The following is a 21,685-nucleotide window of genomic DNA, read 5'->3' on the forward strand; positions in this document are numbered from 1 at the left end:
TTCCTGCTTCACGTCCTGCCCAAAGGACTGATGCGGGTGCGTCACTACGGTTTTCTGGCCAATCGCTGCCGTCGGCAACGTCTGATGCAGGTTCGTCGAGCACTAGCGGTGGTTGAGCAAGCACCGGATGCCGATATGGCTGCCAGCGATGCGGAACTGGCCTATACCTGTCCACACTGCCAGCAACCTACATTACGAATGATCGGGACGCTCACTCCCCGGCGCCTCACCTACGATCAAACGCCTAACGACAAGGAACAACGCTATCGAACATGATGTAACGCCATACGACGACAACCGACTTGGCTAACCGGCTCGCTAGCGGGTCACGGCTACGCTCGTCTCTATGATGGATTTTAGCCATCAGGCGCGCTACATTGGGTTAATTAAGGTTCGGGGGCACTGAAATGATGGCGAATCTCACCATTAGAGCGCGTTACCACAGACATGCCAATGGACGGCTTGGTGCCTCAGGCCGCATGCCAGTCAATACAATCCCCTAGTAAATAGCCGCCTGATGGACGCGCCTTAGTCCAACAGGCATTTATCCGCCATGCTCCGCACGGCGAAAAAATGCTTCACTGTTAAAGGGTCGAATGAGTTAAGACTATGAAGTTTGAGAAAACGAACACAAAAGGCGCTCATTCACATTCTGCGAATCATCGTGAAGAGATTGAGGCGAGCTCTGAGTGCGGGTGCTTTTACTGCGAAGAGATATTTCCACCCAGAAAGATTTCCGAATGGTGTGACGAAGATGATAATGAGCAGGGGAGTACGGCACTGTGTCCACACTGTGGTATTGATTCCGTTATTGGTGATGCATCTGGCTATGATATTTCAAAGAAGTTTCTGGCCATCATGCATAAGAATTGGTTTTCGTAAGCAGTTGTCAGCCATTTAACAAGGCAATCAAATTCATTCCGGCTTTCGGCCTCCACCGGACGCCCTTGTCAGGGCGCCGTTTATTGCTGGCGTTATAGGCCATCGTAGTCAAATAGGGATGTAGGCATGAGCGAAGAAGAGAACGATCTGCTTAGCGAGGAGGAACAGGCTGAGCGAGAAGCAAAGCTGGCGAAGCTAGAAAAAGAAAAGAAAGAGCTTTTGGCATCGTTGGCCGGGGGCGACTTCTCCTCGCTAAAGACCAAAGTCGCTTACATCCTGAATCTGTACCCGCAGGCCCGCAATAGCGACATTACCCTATCAATAAAATACTGGGAAATCTTTCAACCTGATGTTTATAACGAATCAGGTATTCTCCCCAAGGACCTTTTTAAACTGGAAAGGTTGCACTACATAGTGCGGGCAAGAGCAAAAATACAAAATGAATATGGGCTATTCACTTCTGACTCCCCTGTGAAAAAATTTCGCAAAAAGCGTGAAGAGGAAATGCAGGATGAGGTCCTGAAAGACGCCAGTCCTAGGAAGGTTATCACTGTCTTTTCCGACGAAACCGGTAAGAATCAAAACTATGTCGTTGTGGCCTCAGTCTGGGTTCTTACCGGACGAGCGGTCTATACAATAAGCAAAAGTATCTCGGACTGGCAAAGCTCATCTCTGTGGGCCAACAGAGAAGTCCACTTCACAAAGTTTGGCAGAAGAGACAGTGACACGCTTGCCGAATACCTGAATATAATCCAGGCAAATCGTGAATTCTTAAGCTTTAAGGCCATTGCCGTAGAACGCAGTCGCACAAAGCGAAAAATTGAAGATGTGGTAGAAAAACTCCACGAGCACATGCTCGTCAATGGCGTAGAGCACGAGGTCGAACATCATCGCGTTAGCCCGCCTCAGACTATTAACGTCACTTTGGACGAGGAGCAGTCTTTAGACGCAATTACACTCGCTGAGGTGAAACGCAGGGTTAATTCTCATTTTGAAGACAGGTTTGGTGGGGAGATGGCGCTGGACACGCTGGAATCAGTTTCTTCTCGAAAAAGCCCTATGGTTCAGCTTGCCGATCTCATCGCAGGCGCGATTAATCGAAAGCTAAACCACACTGGTGAGAAAAACCACAAAGATGAGATGGCTGACAGGGTAATTCACGCGCTAGATCTTCAGCTTGGTGAAGGAGAGGTAGATGGAGTTGATGTCACAACCCTTTTCAAAATCTGACAGCTATAACCAATGCGTCAACGGGATCGGTTTTCCGCTGGCGCTCCAAACCGGCCCATTACGCAGGCGTTAGCTCTTCAAGGATATAACCTCATGAAAAGAGATAGAAAATACTCCACGATAGGGCTGTCTGCGGTGTTGGCTCTTCTAGTTTCGCTTACCGGATGCTCGAGCATTGAAGAAAGAATCAAGGCCGATGATGTTCAGGGTGCTAAGTCGAACGCGGAAAACTCTTACTCCTCGATTTTGAAGCTGGGGATGTTCGCCACAGCGTGTTCCGCGCCGCAGGTAAAGACCCTGCTCGCGCGCGACCGAGATTTTGATATCAATTCTTACCCGGCAACGTTAACTCCCGTGCAATTGGCAACCACTCGTCTGGTGAGAGCGATCAAGGAGGGTGATCCAACCTATCAGACAGCGTGTCTCAATACTATTGAGCATATTATCCTCGACCAACGTTATAAATGGCGTGAGCACGGTCGTCGTGATACAAACGACTTCATCTACTTACTAAGCAAGGGTAATGAAGTTGACGGGATAGGCGAGCAAGCGGATGGGTATCGTCAGGCTGTGCTGCTGATGCTTCATGTTTTGGGACAACGTACGGACTTCAGTCTTAACTATCGAGTTTCGACCCCCCATGGCCCTCGACACGCACGTACTGCGGGCGCGGCTATTGCTCTTTCCGGTCGAAAAGATACCTGGTGTTATGTTAATAACAACACTGTTGGCCCCCTGGATATAGAAGAAAGAAGGAACAGCGCGGACTTCACTCCATTGCTGTTCGCGGTGCAATCCGGAGAAAAGGAAATGGTGCTATTGCTAATCGGCCAGGGTGCGGATTATCTGGTGCAAGTTGACAATTTGCAGGACATAGCGGCTGAGTCCCTCGCTCGGGAATTGGGACATGGTGACATCCGGAGTTTGCTCATAGAACACCGGCAGGGTCGACGCTATGGAGAGCAGTGCGCAAATTGAGGCGATAGGGGCATTCATGGCTAAATGGCCCCGAGCTCTCGCAGAATAATCACTAACGGCATGTTAGTAAAAGGCTAACCAAGCCATTAATATTGCTCCTTGCGGTCGCCGGACGCTCGTTCCTCGCGCCGTTTATGGCGGGCGTTTGATTTTCAGGAAGGCTACTTTGTGACCCATGAGGAACGGATAAAGCAAATCGTCGAGGTGGCGTATGATCGACTTTGTGGCAAGGTCACGGGCCAGCGAATCCAGGTCGACAACGAGGCCTCTCTGCAGCTTCAACTCGCATCGATTCTCAAAACTCTCGGAGAGTTATACGAAGAATCGCCGGGCGAGCGCTTCAATATCGAGTTGGAAAAGAGCGTAAAGCTCACGGGCGGGAAGTTCGCCAAAAGCGGTACGGAAAAGGCGAAGATCGACATCTGGTTTTCACTTGAGGATATAGAAAACGGGGAAAGCCACGCCTGCGCAATCGAGCTCAAATATTTCAAGCGAGCCAACCATCGTGAACCAAACAATCGATATGATGTGTATAAGGACTTGCAGAATTTAGAACGCTATGGTGACTTCGCGGATGCCGGTTACCTATTGGTTGCAACAGACCATCCGCATTACATCAATCAAGAAAAGTATTCGCCGGATACGGGAAGTTTTGATTTCCGGCACGGTAAGAGTTACCTCGCGGGCACAGAACTCCTCTATCGCACCGAAAAGCCCTATGGGCCGCCAATAACACTGCGCAACGACTATACGTTTACGTGGCAAACCGTTGAGGCCGGTTTGAGTTTTCTTTTTGTTGCGGTAGCACCACGCAAATGAAATCTAACAATTGAATCAAGCTGACCAATTCTACGCTGCCGCTCCAAATTGGCGGCTTATTCAGGGCGTTAGGAGGGGTACGTGACCAAAAAAGTCACTCAGATATCGGAATTTTTACTTCAGTTTGATGCATTAAAATCGGTAAACCGCAAAACCTACATCAACGGTGGAGAGCGAGTTGAGAACTCAGCAGAACATTCGTGGCACCTGGCGATGGCTTGCTGGGCTTTTGCGGAGCAGTCACAGCAAGACTTTGACCTCTTAAAATTACTCAAACTGGCAGTGGTGCATGATCTTGGTGAGATTGGTGCAGGAGATACATTTCTCTATAGCGCAAACCGCAATGATGCCCACATTGAAGAGCGTAAGTATATCGAGAAACTGGCTTCTCATCCCGGTAACCCAATTGGAGATCTTCCGGAGCTCTGGGAAGAGCAAGAGACTGGGGAAACTAAGGAAGCAAGGCTTCTGAAAGTCATCGACCGTCTATTACCCTTTCTGCACAATGTAACGAGCGAGGGCCGTGCCTGGAGAGACCATGGCATACGGAAGAGCCAAGTGCTGAAAATGCATGGGTTCATAGAGCAGGAAAATCCAGAAATATACGACTGGTTATTTCAAAGGTTGAGTACGCCGTGAACCAAGGTTGGCTAAAGAACTCCTAACCAGGCCAGTCACGGCGACGCCTACTACATTGCGGCTTCGCCTTCATTTCGTAGCCACGCGTGCTGAGCGGCGTTATTTTTTTTGGAGAATTCTGAGTCATGTCCAAAAATTTCAAGTTGAGAGCTGATGAAATCAAGGATGTTGCCAAAGGGTACGGAGGATGTATAGCAACGGATATGATTACCGTCCATGGAAAAAAAGTGGGCTACATGTATCGTGATGAGCCGCGAAACGATATGGATAGTGGCTGGTGTTTTATGTGGGGTCAGGAGTCGCAGAAGTACATGGATGATACAAGCAATCACGAAATATATGATGTAAACACAATTGCTAATTACAGTCCTGACATAGTCGAATTTCTTGATGCTCCATATGGTTCGGCATTCGAGAGAAATGCTGAGGGTAAGCTTGTTGAAATCGATGATTAAACATAACAAGCCGCTCAAATTCGTTCCGGCCACAAAAAGCGTGGCCTCCACCGGACTCGCTAACGCTCGCCGTTTAGCGGGGCGTTATATCAGCACTACCTCAAAGACCGCTCTTTGCCGAAAACCGACATCACCAACGGTAATGTCGACTTTGATTACAACCTTCCCATCCCACTAACCCTCATAACCTCCCTAGCCACCGCATCATTCAATATCCCGCGTTTGGCTTCGATCACTGTCAGCCAATCGCGGGCGCGGGTGATACCGGTGTAAACCAGCTCGCGGGTGAGAATTGGGTTGGGTGTTTGCGGTAGCAGCAGGGCGGTATGCTGAAACTCCGAGCCTTGGGATTTGTGTACCGTCATCGCGAACACGGTTTCTACCGCGTGAAGGCGGGAAGGTAGCACCCAGTGAATCGGGTTGTCCGGGTCGCTGGTAGGAAAGGCGACTCTTAAGAGTGATCTTCCTGGCGCTCCTGATGAAGAGCGGGGGTCAGGCACCGACATTGTGATGCCAATATCGCCGTTCATCAGTTTCAGGCCGTAGTCGTTTTGGGTGACCAACACCGGGCGGCCTTCGAACCAGCCTTTTTCAAGTGTGTGGTCGTTGCCGAACAGCAGCTTTTCGCGGCGCAATGTTTTGGCGATGCGGAGGTTTAAGCCTTCTACTCCCCAGGGGCCTTTGCGCAGTGCGCACAATAGCTGAAAGCGACTGTAGGCGTTGAGTACTTGCTTCGCCCAGGCATCGTAAGCGTCGCCGTTCTCTTCAAACGCCAGTGTCGTATCAGGCCGTTCACTCGATAGGGTATTCAGGTAGTACTGGTAGCCGGTGGGCGGTGCAATCGGTTCGCCTTTGAAGGTGGTGCGGCCTTCGCCTGCGTTGGGAAAGCGTTGCGGGCTGCCGGTGATTACCAGGCGCTCCAGGGCGCTGTCTTCATTTTGTGCGTCTGGCTTTAACACCAGGTGGTGCAGGTCGGCGTAGCCGTTATTCAGTACGCCATGCACGGCTTGGTGTTTATCCCGTTCCCGCAATGCCTCACTTAGCGGCTGATTAATCGCCTGGGCGAGCTGGCCGATGCCGCTTGTTTCAGTAAAGCGGTGGCTAACCCGCAGCATGGTAATGGCTTGATCCAGCGGCTGGCCGTTAGGGTCGATTAATGCCTCTGGCAGCGGGTGGTCGGTGAGTTTGGCTAGCCACTGCGTCGTGGCGGGGGTGTAGTGGGCGGCGTCGGCGCGGCGGCACAGGTCGCCCAGCACGGCGCCTGCTTCTACGGATGCCAACTGGTCTTTATCCCCCAGCAGCACCAGCTTGGCGCTGGCGGGTAGGGCGCTGAGCAGCGCCGTCATCATTTCGATATCCACCATCGAGGCTTCATCCACCACCAGCACATCTAGCGATAGCGGGTTGGCGGCGTTGTGGCGGAAGTGGCGGGTGTCGGCTCTTGCGCCTAGTAGGCGGTGAAGGGTGGTGACTTCTGTGGGGATGGCTGCTTGTAGTTGGGCGGTGCTTGAATCATCGCCCGATAAATCGGCCTCCCACAAAGTGGCTAAATCATTTATGGGGAGCTTTGCGACTTGCCCGGCGATGGATTCATTTAGCCGTGCGGCGGCTTTACCGGTGGGGGCGGCTAGGCGAATGCGCAACGGGTGGGCGTTGGGCTGAGCAAGTTGAAGGGTTTGCAGCAGGGCCAACAGGCGCACCACCGTGGTGGTTTTGCCGGTGCCGGGGCCGCCGGTGATGATCGCGAAAGGGCTGCGAGCGGCGAGGGCACAGGCGTTTTTTTGCCAATCCAGGGTGTCAGTTGCCGGGAATAGTGTATCCAGAGCTCTTTTAAGTAGCGGCGATGGCTCTGAGCTATGCACCGGGCTATCCGCGCTAAGCCGAGCGGCGATCTCCTGGTGTAGGGTTTGCTCGAACTGCCAGTAGCGGCGCAGGTAGAGGCGTGTTGTGTACTCGCTATCGCTACGCACCAGTGGCGTATTACCGGGGCCGTCGCTGATCAGCGTGGGGTGGTCGAGCGCGGCTTGCCATTCGGGCAGCGTTAGGGTGGCCAGCACATGGCTGGGCAGCGGCGGCGGGTCGTTAAGGTCGTCGCCTTCCGGCGGCAGCGAAAGCGCAAAATCTGGGGCTTCCAGCGTAGCGGCTATATCCAGGCACACGTGCCCACGGCCCAGCTGGTGGCTGGCCAGCGCTGCGCCCAGCAACAGCAGCGGCGGGGCGTTGTGGGTTTCGCGGTCGAGAAAGCGCACCAGGGCCAGATCCAGATCCCGCAGCCAGCCACGGGAAACCCAGCGCTCACACAATAAGAATAGCGCGGCGGTATCGCTTAGCGCGGGGTGCGGCTGGGTAGCACCGGCGGCTGATTCTGTCGGTGGTGTTACCGATGCGGTTGAATCAGGTGCAGCGGGCGGCGCGTCATCGGCGAACAGGTCAAGATTCATGGCGCCTTTCTTGGAGGCTAAATCACGCTTACTCATACTACCGCTTCCTGGTTTGTTACTGCGTTGTCTGCCGCTGTGCCTGCAAACAGTGCATCCAGCGCTTCGATCAGCGCGACTGGCGCTGGCACGGCGTGTACGCCGCGGGCGGTGGTGCGGCTGCCACGCAGAAACACCGTCATCGAGCCGCCCAGGTGTTGGTGCGGGTCGTAGTTGGGCAGGCGCGCTTTCAGCAGCCGGTGGAGGGCGAGCATATACAGCGCCGCTTGCAGGTCGTAGCGTTTTTCAAGCATGGCATCGCGCAGGGCGTCGGCGGTATAGGCGCTGTCGTCGCTGCCCAGGTAGTTGGATTTCCAGTCGAGCACGTAGAAGCGCCCGTCATGCTCAAAGGCGAGGTCGATAAAGCCCTTGAGCATGCCGTTGAGGGTGTCGGCATCCAATACGGGGCGTGATACCCCTGGCAGTAAGTGATCACTGACCAGCTCATCCAGCTTGCGCGTTTGTACCTGGTGCGCGGCAAACCAGAACTCCAATTCCACTTGATAGCTTTCGAGTTCACATAGCGCCACCTGGCTGCCTTCGCTGGGCTGTGACGGCGCCAGTGATAGAGAGTGAGGCAGGGGAAGCGGCGTGGCGAGCAGTTCTTCCAGCCAGCCCGTCAGGGTGTCGTGCCATGCCTGCCAGCCGCGCAGTTGCACGCGCCGCCGCAGCATATCTTCCCGGGCGGCGGGGTCTTCTAGCGCTTTGTTGAAGCCCAGTTGGCCCGCCCACTCCAGCAATCCATGCAGGAAGGTGCCGGGGCCTGGGCCACGTGGAAACCGGTGCAGGTGAAACGCTTCGGTGTTGATGGCGTTGTCGTGGGGCTCGTCCAGCACTTCCAGGGTGGTGGCTTCCTGGGGGGTGGTGGGTTCCGGCGCGGGCGTTGTCAGCGGGGTAGTGCTAGATCCAGAGACGGCCCCAGAAGTACGCAGCGCCGAGTAGCTGGCGATCCACCACTGTTCACGAGCGGGGCGCAGCGGGGTGCGGGCGTGGCCCAGTGCCTGCTGCTCCGGCGCCGGGGTGAAGCGCAGCGCGGTGGGTTCCGGGGCGTCACTTAGCGCAATATCGCTGCCTTCCACCAGCTCGCCTAGCGCGTGGGTAAACGCGCCGGGGGCGATGGCCTTGCCGCCGTTGATCAAGTGGCCTATGGCGCTGTTCTCGCCGCCTTTTAGCGGTGCCAACCCCAGCCAGGTGGCGTGGCGGGCACGGGTGAGCGCCACGTAAAGCTTGCGCAGGTCTTCGCCTAGGCGTTCGCGGTCAGCGGTGGCCAGCAGGGCTTCATCGGCGCTTAGGCTGAGTTGCAGCGTGCCGTCGCTGTCGTGCCAGCGCAGCGGCAGGTCGGTATTGCTGACCGGGCGGTGGTTGGCTATAAACGGCAGGAACACCAGCGGGTACTCCAGCCCCTTGGATTTGTGAATGGTCACGACCTTGACCAAATCGGCGTCGCTTTCCAGGCGCAGCTTGTGGCTGTCGCCATGGCTATCCGGGTCGGCAATGGCTTCCGCCAGAAAGCGAATAAGCGCGTGTTCGCCATCCAGCTCCTGGCTGGCGTGCTGGAGCATTTCACCCAGGTGGAGCAGGTCGGTTAGCAAACGCTCACCCTCGGCAAACTCGCCCAACAGCCGTGCGGCGATATCAAAATCGACCATCAATCGGCGCACCAGCGGCAGCACGCCCTGGCGCTGCCACAGGCGGTGGTAGTCGCTGAACTGCTCGACCCGTTGCTCCCAGGCCAGCTCGCTCTGGTTGAGGTGGTCGAGTTCTTCAAGGCTTAGCCCTAGTACTGATGTTGCCAGGGCGGCGCGCAGCTTGGCTTCTTGCTGGCGGGAGTTGGCCTGGGGCTCGGCGCAGGCGCGCAGCCAAATGGCTAGCTGTGGGGCAATGGGGGAACTGAACACCTTGTCGTGATCGGAAAGGTAGACGCTCTTGATGCCCCGGCTGGCCAGCGCCAGTCGAATCGCCCGCGCTTCCTGCAGGCCGTTGACCAGCACCGCCATGTCCGAGGGGGCCAGCGGAGTGAGTCCGTTATCGTCGTCGCCATCAGCCGCTTTCGCAAAGCCCGCTTGCTGTTTACGGCCAGCTTCCAAAAGTGCGGCCATGTGCGAGGCACAGCGCTCGGCCATCTCCGTTTGGTAGGCGGTTTTGGAGAGTGGCTCTTCGCTTTCCAGTGGCCACAAGGTCATCGCGGGTAGCGGCTTGCCGTTGAGTACCAGCGTATTGGATGTGCCTTTGGCATCGACGGGATTAAACGGCAGCGGGTTGTCGCCGCCATCGGCGCGAAACAGAAAGGCACCGGCATCATGCTGGTCGGCGTAGCTGAAGCAGTGGTTGACCGCCGCCACCATGGCGCGGCTGGAACGGAAGTTGGTGCCCAGTGTGACGTGGCGGCCATCGGTGTCTTGGCGTGCCTGCAGGTAGGTGAAAATGTCCGCGCCGCGAAAGGCGTAGATCGCCTGCTTGGGGTCGCCAATCAGCAGGATGGCGCTGTCGCGGCGGGGCGTTGCGACGTCATAGACGGCGTTGAAGATGCGGTACTGGATCGGGTCGGTATCCTGGAACTCGTCGATCAGCGCCACGGGGAACTGGCGCTGGATCTGCGCGGCCAGGGCTTCTTTGTTGGGGCCTTTCAGGGCGCGATCCAGATGGGTGAGCAGGCCGTTGGGGCCCATCTCGGCGCGGCGTTCCTGTTCGCGCTCCAGCCGGGCGCGGCACCACTGCACGGCGTGAATCAGCAGGTCGTTGCGCGGCTCGGGCAGGGCATCCAGCGCTTGCGGTAGCTGTGCCAGCGCTTTCCAGGCTTGCGGGCAGGGCGGTGCGCCCTCTTTCCAGATGTCGGCCATGCCGTCGGGTGTCATGCGTTTCCAGGCGGCGTCGGTGAGCGCGGGGCGGTCGGCATCCGTTTCACACCACTCGCGTAGTGCGCCTAGCCAGTTGGCGCGGCTTTTGGCGTTGAAGCTTTGGCCCTTGAAGGCTTTGCGCGTGGCGGCCTCTTCCAGGGCGGGCACTAGTTCATCCAGCCAGGCGGCCCAGGGGGCTTTGAGCTCGCTGAGCTGGGCAGTGCGTTCGACCTGGGTGGTGGCCAGGGTCTCGCTGGGATCGGGCTTTTCGTCGCCTAACGCTTCGCTTTCGGGCAGTAGCCGTTGCAGCGGGGCGTGCAGGTCGTCCGGTGATTTCCAGTAGCGGGTGACAATGCCGAGGGCGTCGCTGTCCAGCGGGTAGTAGAAACTGCGCCAGTAGTCGCGCACCACTTCCTGCTCCAGTTCGCGCTGGTCGTTTTCCAGGTTGAGCGAGAACAGGCTGCCGCTATCGAAAGCGTGTTCGCGCAGCATGCGGTAGCACCAGCTGTGGATGGTGGATACCGCGGCTTCGTCCATCCATTCGGCAGCCAGCGCCAGGCGCCGGGAGCAGGCGGGCCAGGTGGCAGGGTCGTATTGGTCGCGGAGTTGGAGGAGCAACGGATCTGCCCCTTCTTCTACATCCTCAGCTCGAAATACTTCTGCTGCTTCTACCAGCCGGTTGCGGATGCGTTCGCGTAGCTCTTGGGTGGCGGCGTTGGTGAAGGTAACGACCAGGATTTCCGGCGGCGTGAGCGGGCGGATAAACGCGGTGTCATCGTCAACGCTGTGGCCGCCGAGTACCAACCGCACGTAAAGCAGGGCGATGGTGAAGGTTTTGCCGGTGCCTGCGCTTGCCTCTATCAGTCGGCTGCCGTGAAGGGGGAGGCTCAATGGATTGAGGGGGGCGGGCTGGCTCATAAGAAGATACTGTTAATTTCAGTGGAAAAATCTTGCCTAGAGATGAACAACTGACTCATTCCGCTTCCTCATTCTCAATCGGACGGGACTGTGCCAAGGCTATTGCTTGGAAGGGTGTGGGTTCAGCCGTCGAGACATAGGTCACGATATCTACAGGCAGTTGGAGGTGTTGTTCGAGTGCCATTTTGAGTTCGGCACAAGCAAGCAGCGGAATCGTTGTCTGGGAGATCAACAGTAGATCCACATCGCCGCCTCGCTTTGCATCATCAAGACGCGAGCCAAACACATGAACGTTGACATCTGTGCCCATGAATTCGTGCACGCCTGAAAGAATGGCGGTGCGCTGTGCTTGAGTAAGACGCATGAAGACAGCTCCTTGCTTGTTAAAGTCTAGCACTGACTATATGACAGCCCCGCCACCTAATAACCTAACGCTAAGTCACTCTTGGAATATTCAGTTTACGCTTCCTAGTCAATCGGGCGCGCTTCGGCTAAGACTCTCGCTTGGGTGGGGCTTGGCTCATCAGTCGATACATAGGTGACAATTTCCACCGGCAGTTTGAGGTATTCTTCGAGTATTTGCTTGAGTTCAGCGCAAGGCTGTGGCGGTATCGCTGTCTGGGAGATCAACAGTAGATCAACGCCGCCGCCGCGCTTTGAATCATCTAGCCTTGAACCAAACACATGAGTTTCCACCGAATCACCAATAAACTCGCTCACGCCAGAAAGAATGATTGCGCGATGTGTTTGGGTAATACGCATGAAGTCAGCTCCTTAACTGTATGACAGCCCCGCCACCTGATAATCTTATCGCCGAGCCACTTTAGGTGCATTTTAGTTTACGCTACCGGCGGCTTCGGTTCACTCTAACGATGGGATCTCATGCTGACATCGCTGCTGGATAATGACTTCTATAAGATCACGATGCAGAACGCCGTGATCAAACGCTTTCCTTATGCCCATGCGCGCTACGCCTTTATCAATCGTGGCGAGCATGCTTTTCCTGACGGCTTCGGCGCTGAACTTCGCCACGAAGTCGATAAGATGGCATCGCTGCGTTTGAGCGATGAGGAGAAGCGCTATCTCGAAATAACGTGCCCTTATCTCGACCCTACGTATCTCGATTTCCTTGCCGGGTTTCATTACAACCCTAGCGAGGTGATTGTAGAGCAGCAGGGGAGCGACCTTTCGGTGATCATTGAAGGGCCCTGGTATCGCACCATTCTCTGGGAAGTGCCGCTGATGGCGTTAATCAGCGAGCTGTGGTATCGGTTGCGTGGTGTGACGATCACGTCTGACGCTGATGCGAAGATTGAGCAGCGCGCGCAGGAGAAGATTGAACTCTACCGCCGTTTAGGCCTGAAAATCGCTGAGTTCGGCACCCGGCGGCGCTTCTCTTCTGACGTTCACGACCGGGTGGTCGGTGCGCTTAGCCACCACGGAGGCGAGGCCTTCAGCGGCACCAGCAATGTGTTGATGGCCATGCGCCACGGTGTTAAGCCGATCGGCACCCACGCTCACGAGTGGTTTATGTTCCACGGTGCCCGCTTCGGTTTCAAAATGGCCAATAGCCTGGCGCTGGAGCATTGGGTAGATGTGTATCGCGGTGATCTGGGGATCGCCTTAACGGATACCTTTACCTCTAAGGCGTTTTACGACAGCTTCGATAAGAAGTTCGCCAAGCTGTTCGATGGCGTTCGCCACGACAGCGGCGACCCTATCGAGTTTGCCTCCCAGACCATCGACCACTACGAGCGCTTGGGCATCAACCCGCTAAGTAAGACGATTATCTTCTCCGACGCGCTAACACCGGAGAAGGTCGAGCGGATACATACCTTCTGCAAAGGTCGCATCGGCATGGCGTTTGGTATTGGCACCAACTTCACTAATGATGTCGGTGTTGAGCCGATGAACATGGTGATCAAGATGGTCGAGGCGCGCCCGGAAGGGCAGGGCTGGCTGCCGGTGATCAAGCTTTCCGACGTGGCGGAAAAGAACACCGGCGACCCGGAGATGATCTCGCTGGCGAAGCGCATCTTGTCGCTGAATGGGAAGAATGCTTAGCCTCTAATCTGTTCGAAACATGGAAACCGCTTGTGGCTGATACCTCCAAACCACCCCATAATCCTCATGATCGGTTCTTTCGTAGCGCGATGGAAAACCACGCCGTCGCGCAGGGGTTCATGCAACATTATTTACCCAAGAAAATTAGCGCCGCCCTGGATTTAGGCAGTCTTAAGCTGGAGCATGATAGCCACCTCGATTCAGCCCTGCGAGAAACCGTCTCCGACCTGGTGTACCGTTGTCAATTAGCGGGGCAACCGGCGTATCTAGCTGTATTGGTCGAACATCAGTCAAGCCCCGACCCGCACATGCCCGTGCGTATCGGGCATTATCTGTTTGGGATGCTGACCAAGCAGTTGAAGCAGCGCCCCAAGGAACCCCTGGCACCGGTTCATGCACTGGTGTTCTACCACGGGCGTCAAACACCCTACCCCTACTCCATGGATCTTGCTGACTGCTTTGAAGATCCGCTGGGGCTAATGGAGACGCTGTTCCAGGGGCCAATACCATTAGTGGATGTAAATCAGCTTGATGACAAAGCGCTAAAACAACAGCAGTGGATAGGCTTGGTTGCTCGGGTACTAAAGCACATTCGCGAACCGCACATCGATCCTTACCTGATGGAATGGCTGCGTGACTGCGCGAGCTTTGACGAGCACAGTCGCCAGCAGTTGGATTTCATCGCTACCTTGCTAAACTATGTGGTAGGAACAGGCAACGTGATTGACCTTGATCAGTTGATTGAAGAGAGCCATCGCTTGCCCCAGCCTATAGGAGATACCTTTATGACCATTGCCACCCAGTTGGAAGCCCGAGGTGAAGCGCGAGGTGAAGCCAAAGGCAAAATCGAGGGTAAAATCGAAACCGCTCGGAACCTCCTGCAAGAGGGGGCTGATCCCCAGTTTGTAGCCAAGGTGACGGGGTTGCCTATTGATGATGTTAAGCGCCTTCAAAACCACGCTGAATAAGGTAGGCCCTAATTTTTCACTGATCGGTGCAGTGGCGCATAGAGCGCATCGGTCAGCGTGGCGAAGCTGTGGCTAAGGGCACGCTCGTTGAATAGCTTTTCAAAGCTCGGCCATTGGTGGGAGAGGTAGGCGCTTTGGGCGACTTCGCCGGTTTGAAAGCGGCCGCCTTCGTAGGCGGTTTCGGCGGCGGCGTAGGCGTCGCTCTCCCTTGCGCTATCGGCTTCCAATTCAGGCGAGCCTTGTTTGGCCAGCCAGGCGAAAGCGGCTTGCGGAGCTAGCGGTAGCGGGGCCTGCATGCCATCGCACCAGGCACTTAGCAGGTTTTGTAGCTGGTAGCGGGCATTCTCGGCATCTAAAGGCTCCAGGCGTACATGGCCTGCTTTGGAAAGTAGCTGGGTAGTCATCGGGCGCTCAATATTGCCCGCCAAGTGGGCGACCCAAGGGCGTAGCAGGTGCTGCCAGCGATATTGACCGCGGCCACGCCCCTGGCTGATTAAACTACTGCTGAGCAGTAGCAAGCGGCAGCGGTTGCCCGCTTCATCCTGGCGCAGCTCTCCCAGCCAATCTTCCAGCGTTACCTGCCCCTCAGCGCTTTCAACAACATGCACCGCCTGGGGCACCGCCACTACTTGGGGCCACTCTTGCAACGCTTCTTCGTAGGCGCCAAACAGGGCGTCCATTGGTTCTGCCAGCGCTTCGCGCATCCTCTCGCCAAAGGCACCCACAGCTAGCACACCCTGGCCCTTGAAGCGTTCCAGTGCTGTGTGCAGTGCTTCCAGTCGCGGCTGGCCGTTATCCACGGCGTGGCGCTGGGCGGCGATTAACTGATCCTGTAGTTGCCAGTTCTGTAGCCCGTCCAAAGTGAAGGGCTCTACATCCAGTTGGGTAAGCTCTTCTTGCTCGAAGTAGACCCCCAGACGGGTGTTGAAAAACGCCTTGGCGGGTTCGCGTAGAAAGCTGCCTAGCTGGTTCAGGGTTAACGTGCCTTGTTGTTCGCTGTCTGGTTTAAGCGTCGCTGGTCTCTCGCCTGATTGGCTTTCGCTTCGCGGTGCGTGCAGGGCGTGCCACTCGTGAGCGTATGTGAACAGCCGTGCTTGAGCGGGGGAGTCGCTGGCCTGGGCAGAGAAATAGCGGCGGCTAAACGGCTGCAGCGGGTGCTCGGTGGTTAGACTTTCCAGCAGCGGCTCTCCATTCTGCGTGTGCCAGCCCGCTTCCAGGTGGTCGCGCAGCTGGCCGACCAACACCGAGGGCGGCATGGGGTTGTTGTCGATCTGGCTGCGGCCGACCCAGCTAATATAAAGCTGCTGGCGGGCGGAGAGCAGCGCTTCCAGAAACAGGTAGCGGTCGTCTTCCCGCCGTGAGCGGTCGCCGGGGCGGTAGTCGCTGCCCATTAAGTCAAAGTCCAGCGGCGGCTGGGAGCGCGGGTACTCGCCGTCGTTCATACCCAGCAGGCACACATGCTTGAAGGGGATCGCACGCATCGGCATCAGGGTAGCGAAGTTGACTGCCCCCGCGAGAAAGCGCTGGGAGAGGCTATGTTCGTCGATCTGCCCTAGCCAGTGTTCACGCACCATGGAGAGCGGCAGCGGGTCAAAAAGCTCGGCCTCTTCGGTGCTGTCCAACAGCTGCTGTAGCGCGGTTTCCAGCTTGGTGAGCATCACGCTTTCTTGAGCGTCGTCGGTCAAGAAGTAGGTTTCCAGCAGTTCGCGCAGCCGGGCCACCCAGCTGGCGGCGTCGGTGGGCTGGCAGAAGGTTTCCCAGGTGTTTTCCAGCTTTTCCAACAGATTTGCCAGCGGGCCTGCCAGGGAAGCTTCCAGCCCGCCAATATCATCGAATGGCTCGATGCCTTGCCACGCCTCGGCACTTCCCACCGTATACCCTAGCAGTAGTCGGCGAAGGCCAAACGCCCAGGTGTTCTGGGTTAGCCCTTCGGGTAGATCCAGCCGGGTGCGCTGCTCGGCATTGAGCCCCCAGCGGATGCCTGCACCCTCGATCCAGCGGCTAAGGGTGGACAGGTCGTGTTCGTCAATGCCAAAGCGGGTGCGCAGCGCGGGGACTTCCAGCAGGTCTAACAGGTCGCTTACCGAAAGGCGTAGTTCTGGAAGGCGCAGCAGTTTTTCCAGCGCAATCATCATCGGCAGGCGGTGGCGGCTGGCCTGATCCGAAAGGGTGTAAGGGATGTAGCGCGGGTCGTCGGGTCTAGCGTTCTCGTTATAGCTACCGAAAGCGGAGCGGTACTGGCCGAACACGGCTTCAATATGCGGCGCGTAGCGGTCAATATCCGGCACCATGACGATGATATCCCGCGGGCGCAAATCCGGGTCGGCGCTGAAGGCCGCCAGTAGTTGATCGTGAAGGATCTCCACTTCCCGCTGAGGGCCGTGGGCGATATGGAACACGATGGAGTCGTCGCTGGTCGGGTCTAGCGCGGGCCAGTGGGTTTGGGTTTCCGCCACTGGGCGTAGCTCGCGGATATCGTCCTGTAGCTGGCTGAGCAGGCAGTTGCGCTCTTCGCCGCTAAAGGGTTCGAACATATCAATGCGCAGCGCCTGCTGCTCAAATAGGGTTTGGTAGTTGCCCGCGTCGTCGTGTTCGTCGAGTAGGCGCAGGTAGTCGCGCCCCTGTTTACCCCAGGCGGCCAGCAGCGGTTGGGCGTGCAGGTGCAGGGCGTCGTCGGCATCGCCGGTGCCCAGCACATCCAGGGCGTCGGGCATGCCGGCCTTGCGCCGCTGGCGGTAGCGGCTGGCGCGGAGCAGGTCTTTGTGCTCGATGATATCCGCCCAGTAGTACTGGCAGGGGTTGTGCACGCAGAGCACGATCTGGCAGCAGCGCGACAGCGCCGCCAGGGCTTCTAACGTCTGTTGCGGCAGCGATGAGATGCCGAAAATAATCAATCGTCGGGGCAGGCCGGGTGGGCACGCTTGGCCTTCAAGCTGAACGGCGGCTTCCAGAAAGCGGCTGTGCACCTGGGCGCGGCTGCTGTTAAGGCCCGCTTGGCCTAGGTTATTAGCTACATCGTCGCGCAGTGCTCGCCACAGCTCTGGCTGCCACAGCTGGTGCGCTTCCAGCGGGCGGGCCTCCCCACGGGCGGTGATCAGCACGTCATTGCCCTTGGCCCAGGCGTCCAGCCAGTCGGCGCGATACACCTGGTACTGGTCGAACAGATCCGCCAGCCGCTCGGCCAGTTGGTAGTGCTTGCGCTGGTCGCGATCCACTTCTAAAAAGCGTGCCAGCGGCGCAAAAGCTTCCTGCTCGGCAAGGCTGGGCAGCAGGCGCAATAAGCGCCATATCAACCGCGATTTATCAAACGGCGAGGTTTCGGGCACTGCGTGGTCGTCATTGGTTAGCTGCGTTAGCACCGTTCGGTAGGCCTGCCATAGAAAGCGCGCGGGCAGGGTGACGTTCAATGCCGCGGCTATGCCCGCACCGCCTTGGGCCGGGTCTTCTGCTAGCGCTAGCTTTAGCCACTGCCCGATGCCGTTGCTCTGCACCAGAATGGTCTCGTTCTCCAGCGGCGAGAGCGGATGTCGGCGCATCCACTCCACCGCCAAACCGCGCAAATCTTCCAGGCGATTGGCATGTACCACCATAAAGCCCGGCGTTAACGGCGTTTGCGAGAGCAGAGAGTTTGCAGACATGCACGATTCCTTAATGGATGGTTCCTTCACGGCAGGGGCGGAGCGGCTAAGTGTATGGTGCCATAAGTTTAGTTCTTAAGCTTGAAACCCTAGCGTCTTGTTTTATAGTTGCTATGATGAAAATATGATGCATATAAGTTGGATGTTAGCTGTATAAGCGTAGCAGGAGGTTGCCGATGGCAATGGGCAATGTAAAAGAATCACTTAATGAACCTTCCGGGTATCTTGTGCCTGATTCGTTCGAGCGGTTTTTGGCTGACTTGAAGGGCGTTGCTCGAGAAGAGCGTCACCCATTGATTAACCCGAAGTTGTTTGCCAGTGCATTGAGCATCGATATTCAAACGCTTGCTAGTCAAGCCCACGTTCATCGTACGACGATCTCACGTGCCCAGGGGGCAGAAAAACTTCAACGTTATCTTCGTGATGCACTTCGTGTGCTCGGTGCAGCGGCGGATATTAATGGTGACTTTCATGACGCTCTGTTTTGGTTTCGCAACGAGCCGCTTAGCGCATTTGACTATAAAACACCCGAGCAACTCGTAAGTGAAGGGCGCGCAGAAGACTTGTTGCGCTATGTTCAGGCGCTACAAGCAGGTGTAGTGGGATGATAGTGCTGCCGGAGCTGAAAACTCAGGCGTACCGTGTACATGTTCCGCGCTGGGCATTTTCGCCTACTAGTGGGGCCGGAGCGAGAGAGCATGGAGGAAGGCTAAACCGAGTTGGTGTAGATGCATTATACCTGTCGCTAGAGGAGCAAACGGCGTTAGCGGAGTACAAGCAGCTTTCTGCATTAATGCCACCTGGACTGATTGTTAGCTATACGGTCAGCGTGACTACTGTTGTCGATTTTCGATCAGGCTATCACTCGAAATGGGATAGCCTGTGGCAAGAGTTTAACTGTGACTGGCGTAAGTATTGGTTTAATCAGCGTATTGAACCGCCATGCTGGCTATTAGGCGATATGGCGTTGGAGCAGGGGGCCAAGGGGATACTTTTTCCTTCGTTGGCAAGAGACTCAGGCACCAACCTCGTTCTCTATACCGAAACGTTAACAGAAAACGATATGCTCGAGGTTTATGATCCCAAAGGTGATTTGCCGCACGACGCGCGCTCTTGGCAGTAATTGTTTTATTTTGATCTTCTTTTAAGACAGAGGTCATGTTGTAGAGCTAGGTATCATAAGTTAATCGTTTTCCGCGATGCTCGCTAGGCCGTCCTAGCTGCCCGCTTCTGGCCGCGATAGCGGTTTAATAGATAGGCGCAACCCCAAGGAGTTGGCTACTTTACTAATGGTCGCAAAAGCCGGGTTTCCTTCCCCCGATAGGGCTTTGTAAAGCCCTTCTCGGCTCATTCCAACGTCTTTGGCGAGTTGGCTCATGTTGCGAGCACGAGCGATATCACCAAGTGCGGCGGCAAGAAGGGCTGTATCATTTTCCTCCATCACTGCATCAAGATAGGCCGCAATATCCTCCTCAGTTTGAAGATAATCAGCAGTATCGTAGTGACTGAAAGTGACATTAGGAACGGTCATGGTGTTACTCCTTCCATTGAGCGGCAATGGCTTTGGCTAGTTCGATATCGTGGGATTGGGTGGCTTTATCACCACCGCACAGCAGAACCACGATTACTGGCCCTTTGGTAATATAATAGACGCGGTAGCCTGGCCCATAAGGAATTCGCAGTTCAGAAACGCCTTTGCCGACCGGCTTCACATCTCCAGGGTTGCCCAGACTCAAACGTCGGATGCGGGCTTCAACCTTGGCGCGGGCACGGATATCGCGAAGCTCGCGTAGCCATCTATCGAAGACATCGGTTTTAATCAACTCGATCATGGTGATAACTATAGTTGACAGTTCTGCGAGTGTCAACTTTGGTTGACGCCTAATTAAAAGCAAAGAAACGATGGGGGGAACGCTATGGTGTCAGGAGTTAATCATCTTGCGGGATGCGATATATATCGCCAAGCTATGAGGATACCGTGAACAACGCTAAGAGAGATTTCTAATGTCTGATTCATCGCAAAACTCCCGCCGCCACTCTTCCCAAGTGGTCGATGGCCCAGGCAAAGCCGCTAGCCGCGCCATGCTGCGCGCCGTGGGCTTTACGGATGCCGATTTCAAGAAGCCTCAGGTGGGTATTGCCTCTACCTGGAGCATGGTGACGCCCTGCAATAGTCATATTAACGAGCTGGCTGAGTTTGCCCGTGACGGTGCCGATGCAGGCGGTGGTAAAGGTGTTATTTTCAATACCATCACCATTTCCGATGGTATTGCTAACGGCACCGAAGGGATGAAGTATTCACTGGTGTCGCGGGAGGTGATCGCCGACTCCATCGAAACCGTCGCCGGTTGTGAAGGCTTTGATGGCCTCGTGGCCATTGGCGGCTGTGATAAGAATATGCCCGGTTGCCTGATGGGGCTGGCGCGTTTGAATCGCCCCAGCGTGTTCGTCTATGGCGGCACCATTATGCCTGGCAAGGGGCATACCGATATTGTTTCGGTCTTCGAGGCCATGGGCGCGCACTCCCGTGGTGATATCGACCTGATCGAGCTTAAGAACATCGAAGAAACGGCGATCCCTGGCCCTGGCTCCTGTGGCGGCATGTACACCGCCAACACCATGGCGTCGGCGATTGAAGCCTTGGGCATGAGCCTGCCGGGTAGCTCGGCGCAAAATGCCATCTCCCAAGAGAAGCGTGACGACTGCAAAGCGGCGGGCGAGGCGGTGCTGGCGCTGCTGGCGGACGATATCAAACCCTCCGATATTATGACCCGCGAGGCGTTCGAGAACGCGATAACTGTCGTCATTGCTTTGGGTGGCTCTACCAATGCGGTGCTGCACCTTATCGCCATGGCGCGCACCATCGGCGTTGAACTGTCACTGTCCGATTTCACTGAAATAGGTAAGCGCGTACCGGTGCTTGCCGACCTGCGCCCCAGCGGCCACTACATGATGAGTGAGCTGGTGGCGATTGGCGGTATTCAGCCGCTGATGAGAATGCTGTTGGATGCGGGCTTGCTCAACGGCAACTGCTTGACCGTCACCGGCAAAACGTTGGAAGAGAACCTTGCTGAGGTTGAGCCTTACCCTGCTGAACCGCCGATTATTGCATCGCTGGGAAATCCGATTAAAACGGAAAGCCATCTGCGCATGCTCTACGGCAACTTGGCACCGGAAGGCGCGGTAGCGAAGATTACCGGCAAGGAGGGCACTCGCTTCTCTGGTTCAGCGCGGGTATTTGGCTCGGAAGAAGAGGCCCAGGCGCGTATTAACGATGGCACCGTCGTTGCCGGCGATGTGGTGGTGATTCGCTATGAAGGGCCGAAAGGTGGCCCCGGCATGCGCGAAATGCTCACACCGACCTCGGCGATTATGGGCCGTGGTTTGGGTAACGACGTGGCGCTAATTACCGATGGGCGCTTCTCCGGTGGCAGCCACGGTTTTGTGGTCGGCCATGTGTCACCAGAAGCTTTTGACGGCGGCCCGTTGGCGCTGGTGAAAGATGGCGATACCATCACCATCGATGCTGAAGCGGATACCATCGACGTTGATCTCTCCGATGAAGAGCTGATGCGCCGTCGCGCCGCCTGGCAGCAGCCAGAACCCCGCTATACACGCGGTGTGCTGGCTAAGTATGCGCGTTTGGTTAGCTCGGCCAGCACCGGCGCGGTGACCGACCAGGAGTAATCCGTGTTGTCGTTATGAGCGTATCCTCATGAGCGCGCTGTCATAAAGAATTAAAGCGCAAGGCTTACTATAAGAGCCTTGCGCTTTTTTATT

Annotated in this window: 18 protein-coding genes; 11 read left to right on the forward strand and 7 right to left on the reverse strand. The window is 56.3% G+C overall.

Going from position 1 to position 21,685, the window contains the following annotated elements; all coding sequences use genetic code 11:
- From E0L35_RS26495 to E0L35_RS24120, 6 genes are all read left to right on the forward strand, one after another.
- The coding region (locus E0L35_RS26495; protein ID WP_212751712.1) for a transposase at window positions 1-276 on the forward strand (276 nt) is incomplete at its 5' end.
- A 732-nt stretch (window positions 277-1,008) separates the two neighbouring features.
- Window positions 1,009-2,112 carry a DUF3800 domain-containing protein gene (locus E0L35_RS24100; protein WP_138801628.1) on the forward strand — a complete coding sequence of 368 codons (1,104 nt, stop codon included), beginning with the start codon at window positions 1,009-1,011 and terminating at the stop codon, window positions 2,110-2,112.
- Window positions 2,113-2,205: 93 nt separating this feature from the next.
- On the forward strand, window positions 2,206-3,090 hold the full coding sequence (locus tag E0L35_RS24105; protein WP_138801629.1) for a hypothetical protein: 885 nt from the start codon (window positions 2,206-2,208) through the stop codon (window positions 3,088-3,090).
- 168 nt (window positions 3,091-3,258) lie between these two features.
- Window positions 3,259-3,909 (forward strand): hypothetical protein, encoded by a 651-nt coding sequence (locus E0L35_RS24110; protein WP_138801630.1) that lies wholly within the window; start codon window positions 3,259-3,261, stop codon window positions 3,907-3,909.
- A gap of 81 nt (window positions 3,910-3,990) precedes the next feature.
- A complete protein-coding gene (locus tag E0L35_RS24115) occupies window positions 3,991-4,548 on the forward strand; it encodes an HD domain-containing protein (protein WP_249362182.1) in 558 nt (185 codons plus the stop codon).
- Window positions 4,549-4,673: 125 nt separating this feature from the next.
- Window positions 4,674-5,003: a DUF2185 domain-containing protein gene (locus E0L35_RS24120; RefSeq protein WP_138801631.1), complete on the forward strand. Its 330-nt coding sequence runs from the start codon at window positions 4,674-4,676 to the stop codon at window positions 5,001-5,003.
- Between the two features lie 155 nt (window positions 5,004-5,158).
- Here the strand turns inward: E0L35_RS24120 and recD are convergent, their stop codons facing one another.
- The 4 genes from recD to E0L35_RS24145 form a co-directional block, all read right to left on the reverse strand.
- A complete protein-coding gene (gene recD / locus E0L35_RS24130; protein WP_138801645.1) occupies window positions 5,159-7,444 on the reverse strand; it encodes an exodeoxyribonuclease V subunit alpha in 2,286 nt (761 codons plus the stop codon).
- 32 nt (window positions 7,445-7,476) lie between these two features.
- Window positions 7,477-11,235, reverse strand: a complete 3,759-nt coding sequence (gene recB, locus E0L35_RS24135; RefSeq protein WP_138801633.1) for an exodeoxyribonuclease V subunit beta — start codon at window positions 11,233-11,235, stop codon at window positions 7,477-7,479.
- Between the two features lie 55 nt (window positions 11,236-11,290).
- A complete protein-coding gene (locus E0L35_RS24140; protein WP_138801634.1) occupies window positions 11,291-11,599 on the reverse strand; it encodes a nucleotidyltransferase domain-containing protein in 309 nt (102 codons plus the stop codon).
- Window positions 11,600-11,703: 104 nt separating this feature from the next.
- Window positions 11,704-11,997 (reverse strand): nucleotidyltransferase domain-containing protein, encoded by a 294-nt coding sequence (locus E0L35_RS24145; protein ID WP_138801635.1) that lies wholly within the window; start codon window positions 11,995-11,997, stop codon window positions 11,704-11,706.
- 120 nt (window positions 11,998-12,117) lie between these two features.
- Here E0L35_RS24145 and pncB point away from each other — a divergent pair, with 120 nt between their 5' ends.
- Together pncB and E0L35_RS24155 are read left to right on the forward strand one after the other, a co-directional pair.
- The gene (gene pncB / locus E0L35_RS24150) at window positions 12,118-13,299 is read left to right on the forward strand and encodes a nicotinate phosphoribosyltransferase (RefSeq protein WP_138801636.1); all 1,182 of its coding nucleotides are present in this window, start codon (window positions 12,118-12,120) and stop codon (window positions 13,297-13,299) included.
- A 32-nt stretch (window positions 13,300-13,331) separates the two neighbouring features.
- The gene (locus tag E0L35_RS24155; protein WP_138801637.1) at window positions 13,332-14,267 is read left to right on the forward strand and encodes an Rpn family recombination-promoting nuclease/putative transposase; all 936 of its coding nucleotides are present in this window, start codon (window positions 13,332-13,334) and stop codon (window positions 14,265-14,267) included.
- 8 nt (window positions 14,268-14,275) lie between these two features.
- Here E0L35_RS24155 and recC read toward each other — a convergent pair whose 3' ends face one another.
- The gene (gene recC, locus E0L35_RS24160) at window positions 14,276-17,905 is read right to left on the reverse strand and encodes an exodeoxyribonuclease V subunit gamma (protein ID WP_138801638.1); all 3,630 of its coding nucleotides are present in this window, start codon (window positions 17,903-17,905) and stop codon (window positions 14,276-14,278) included.
- 176 nt (window positions 17,906-18,081) lie between these two features.
- Between recC and E0L35_RS24165 the strand changes: the two genes are divergently transcribed.
- Both E0L35_RS24165 and E0L35_RS24170 read left to right on the forward strand, forming a co-directional pair.
- On the forward strand, window positions 18,082-18,513 hold the full coding sequence (locus tag E0L35_RS24165; RefSeq protein WP_138801639.1) for a DUF2384 domain-containing protein: 432 nt from the start codon (window positions 18,082-18,084) through the stop codon (window positions 18,511-18,513).
- Window positions 18,510-19,028: an RES domain-containing protein gene (locus E0L35_RS24170; protein WP_138801640.1), complete on the forward strand. Its 519-nt coding sequence runs from the start codon at window positions 18,510-18,512 to the stop codon at window positions 19,026-19,028. The genes E0L35_RS24165 and E0L35_RS24170 overlap by 4 nt, the downstream gene beginning before the upstream one ends.
- A gap of 93 nt (window positions 19,029-19,121) precedes the next feature.
- Here the strand turns inward: E0L35_RS24170 and E0L35_RS24175 are convergent, their stop codons facing one another.
- A complete protein-coding gene (locus tag E0L35_RS24175; RefSeq protein WP_138801641.1) occupies window positions 19,122-19,436 on the reverse strand; it encodes an addiction module antidote protein in 315 nt (104 codons plus the stop codon).
- A 4-nt stretch (window positions 19,437-19,440) separates the two neighbouring features.
- Complete coding sequence (locus E0L35_RS24180; RefSeq protein WP_022522690.1) at window positions 19,441-19,737, reverse strand: type II toxin-antitoxin system RelE/ParE family toxin; 297 nt, start codon at window positions 19,735-19,737, stop codon at window positions 19,441-19,443.
- A gap of 172 nt (window positions 19,738-19,909) precedes the next feature.
- Here E0L35_RS24180 and ilvD point away from each other — a divergent pair, with 172 nt between their 5' ends.
- Window positions 19,910-21,592, forward strand: coding sequence for a dihydroxy-acid dehydratase (ilvD, locus tag E0L35_RS24185; RefSeq protein ID WP_009287633.1), 1,683 nt, complete (start codon window positions 19,910-19,912; stop codon window positions 21,590-21,592).
- Window positions 21,593-21,685 lie beyond the last annotated feature (93 nt).

Source organism: Halomonas sp. ATBC28 (assembly GCF_005937175.1).
Classification (GTDB): domain Bacteria; phylum Pseudomonadota; class Gammaproteobacteria; order Pseudomonadales; family Halomonadaceae; genus Vreelandella; species Vreelandella titanicae.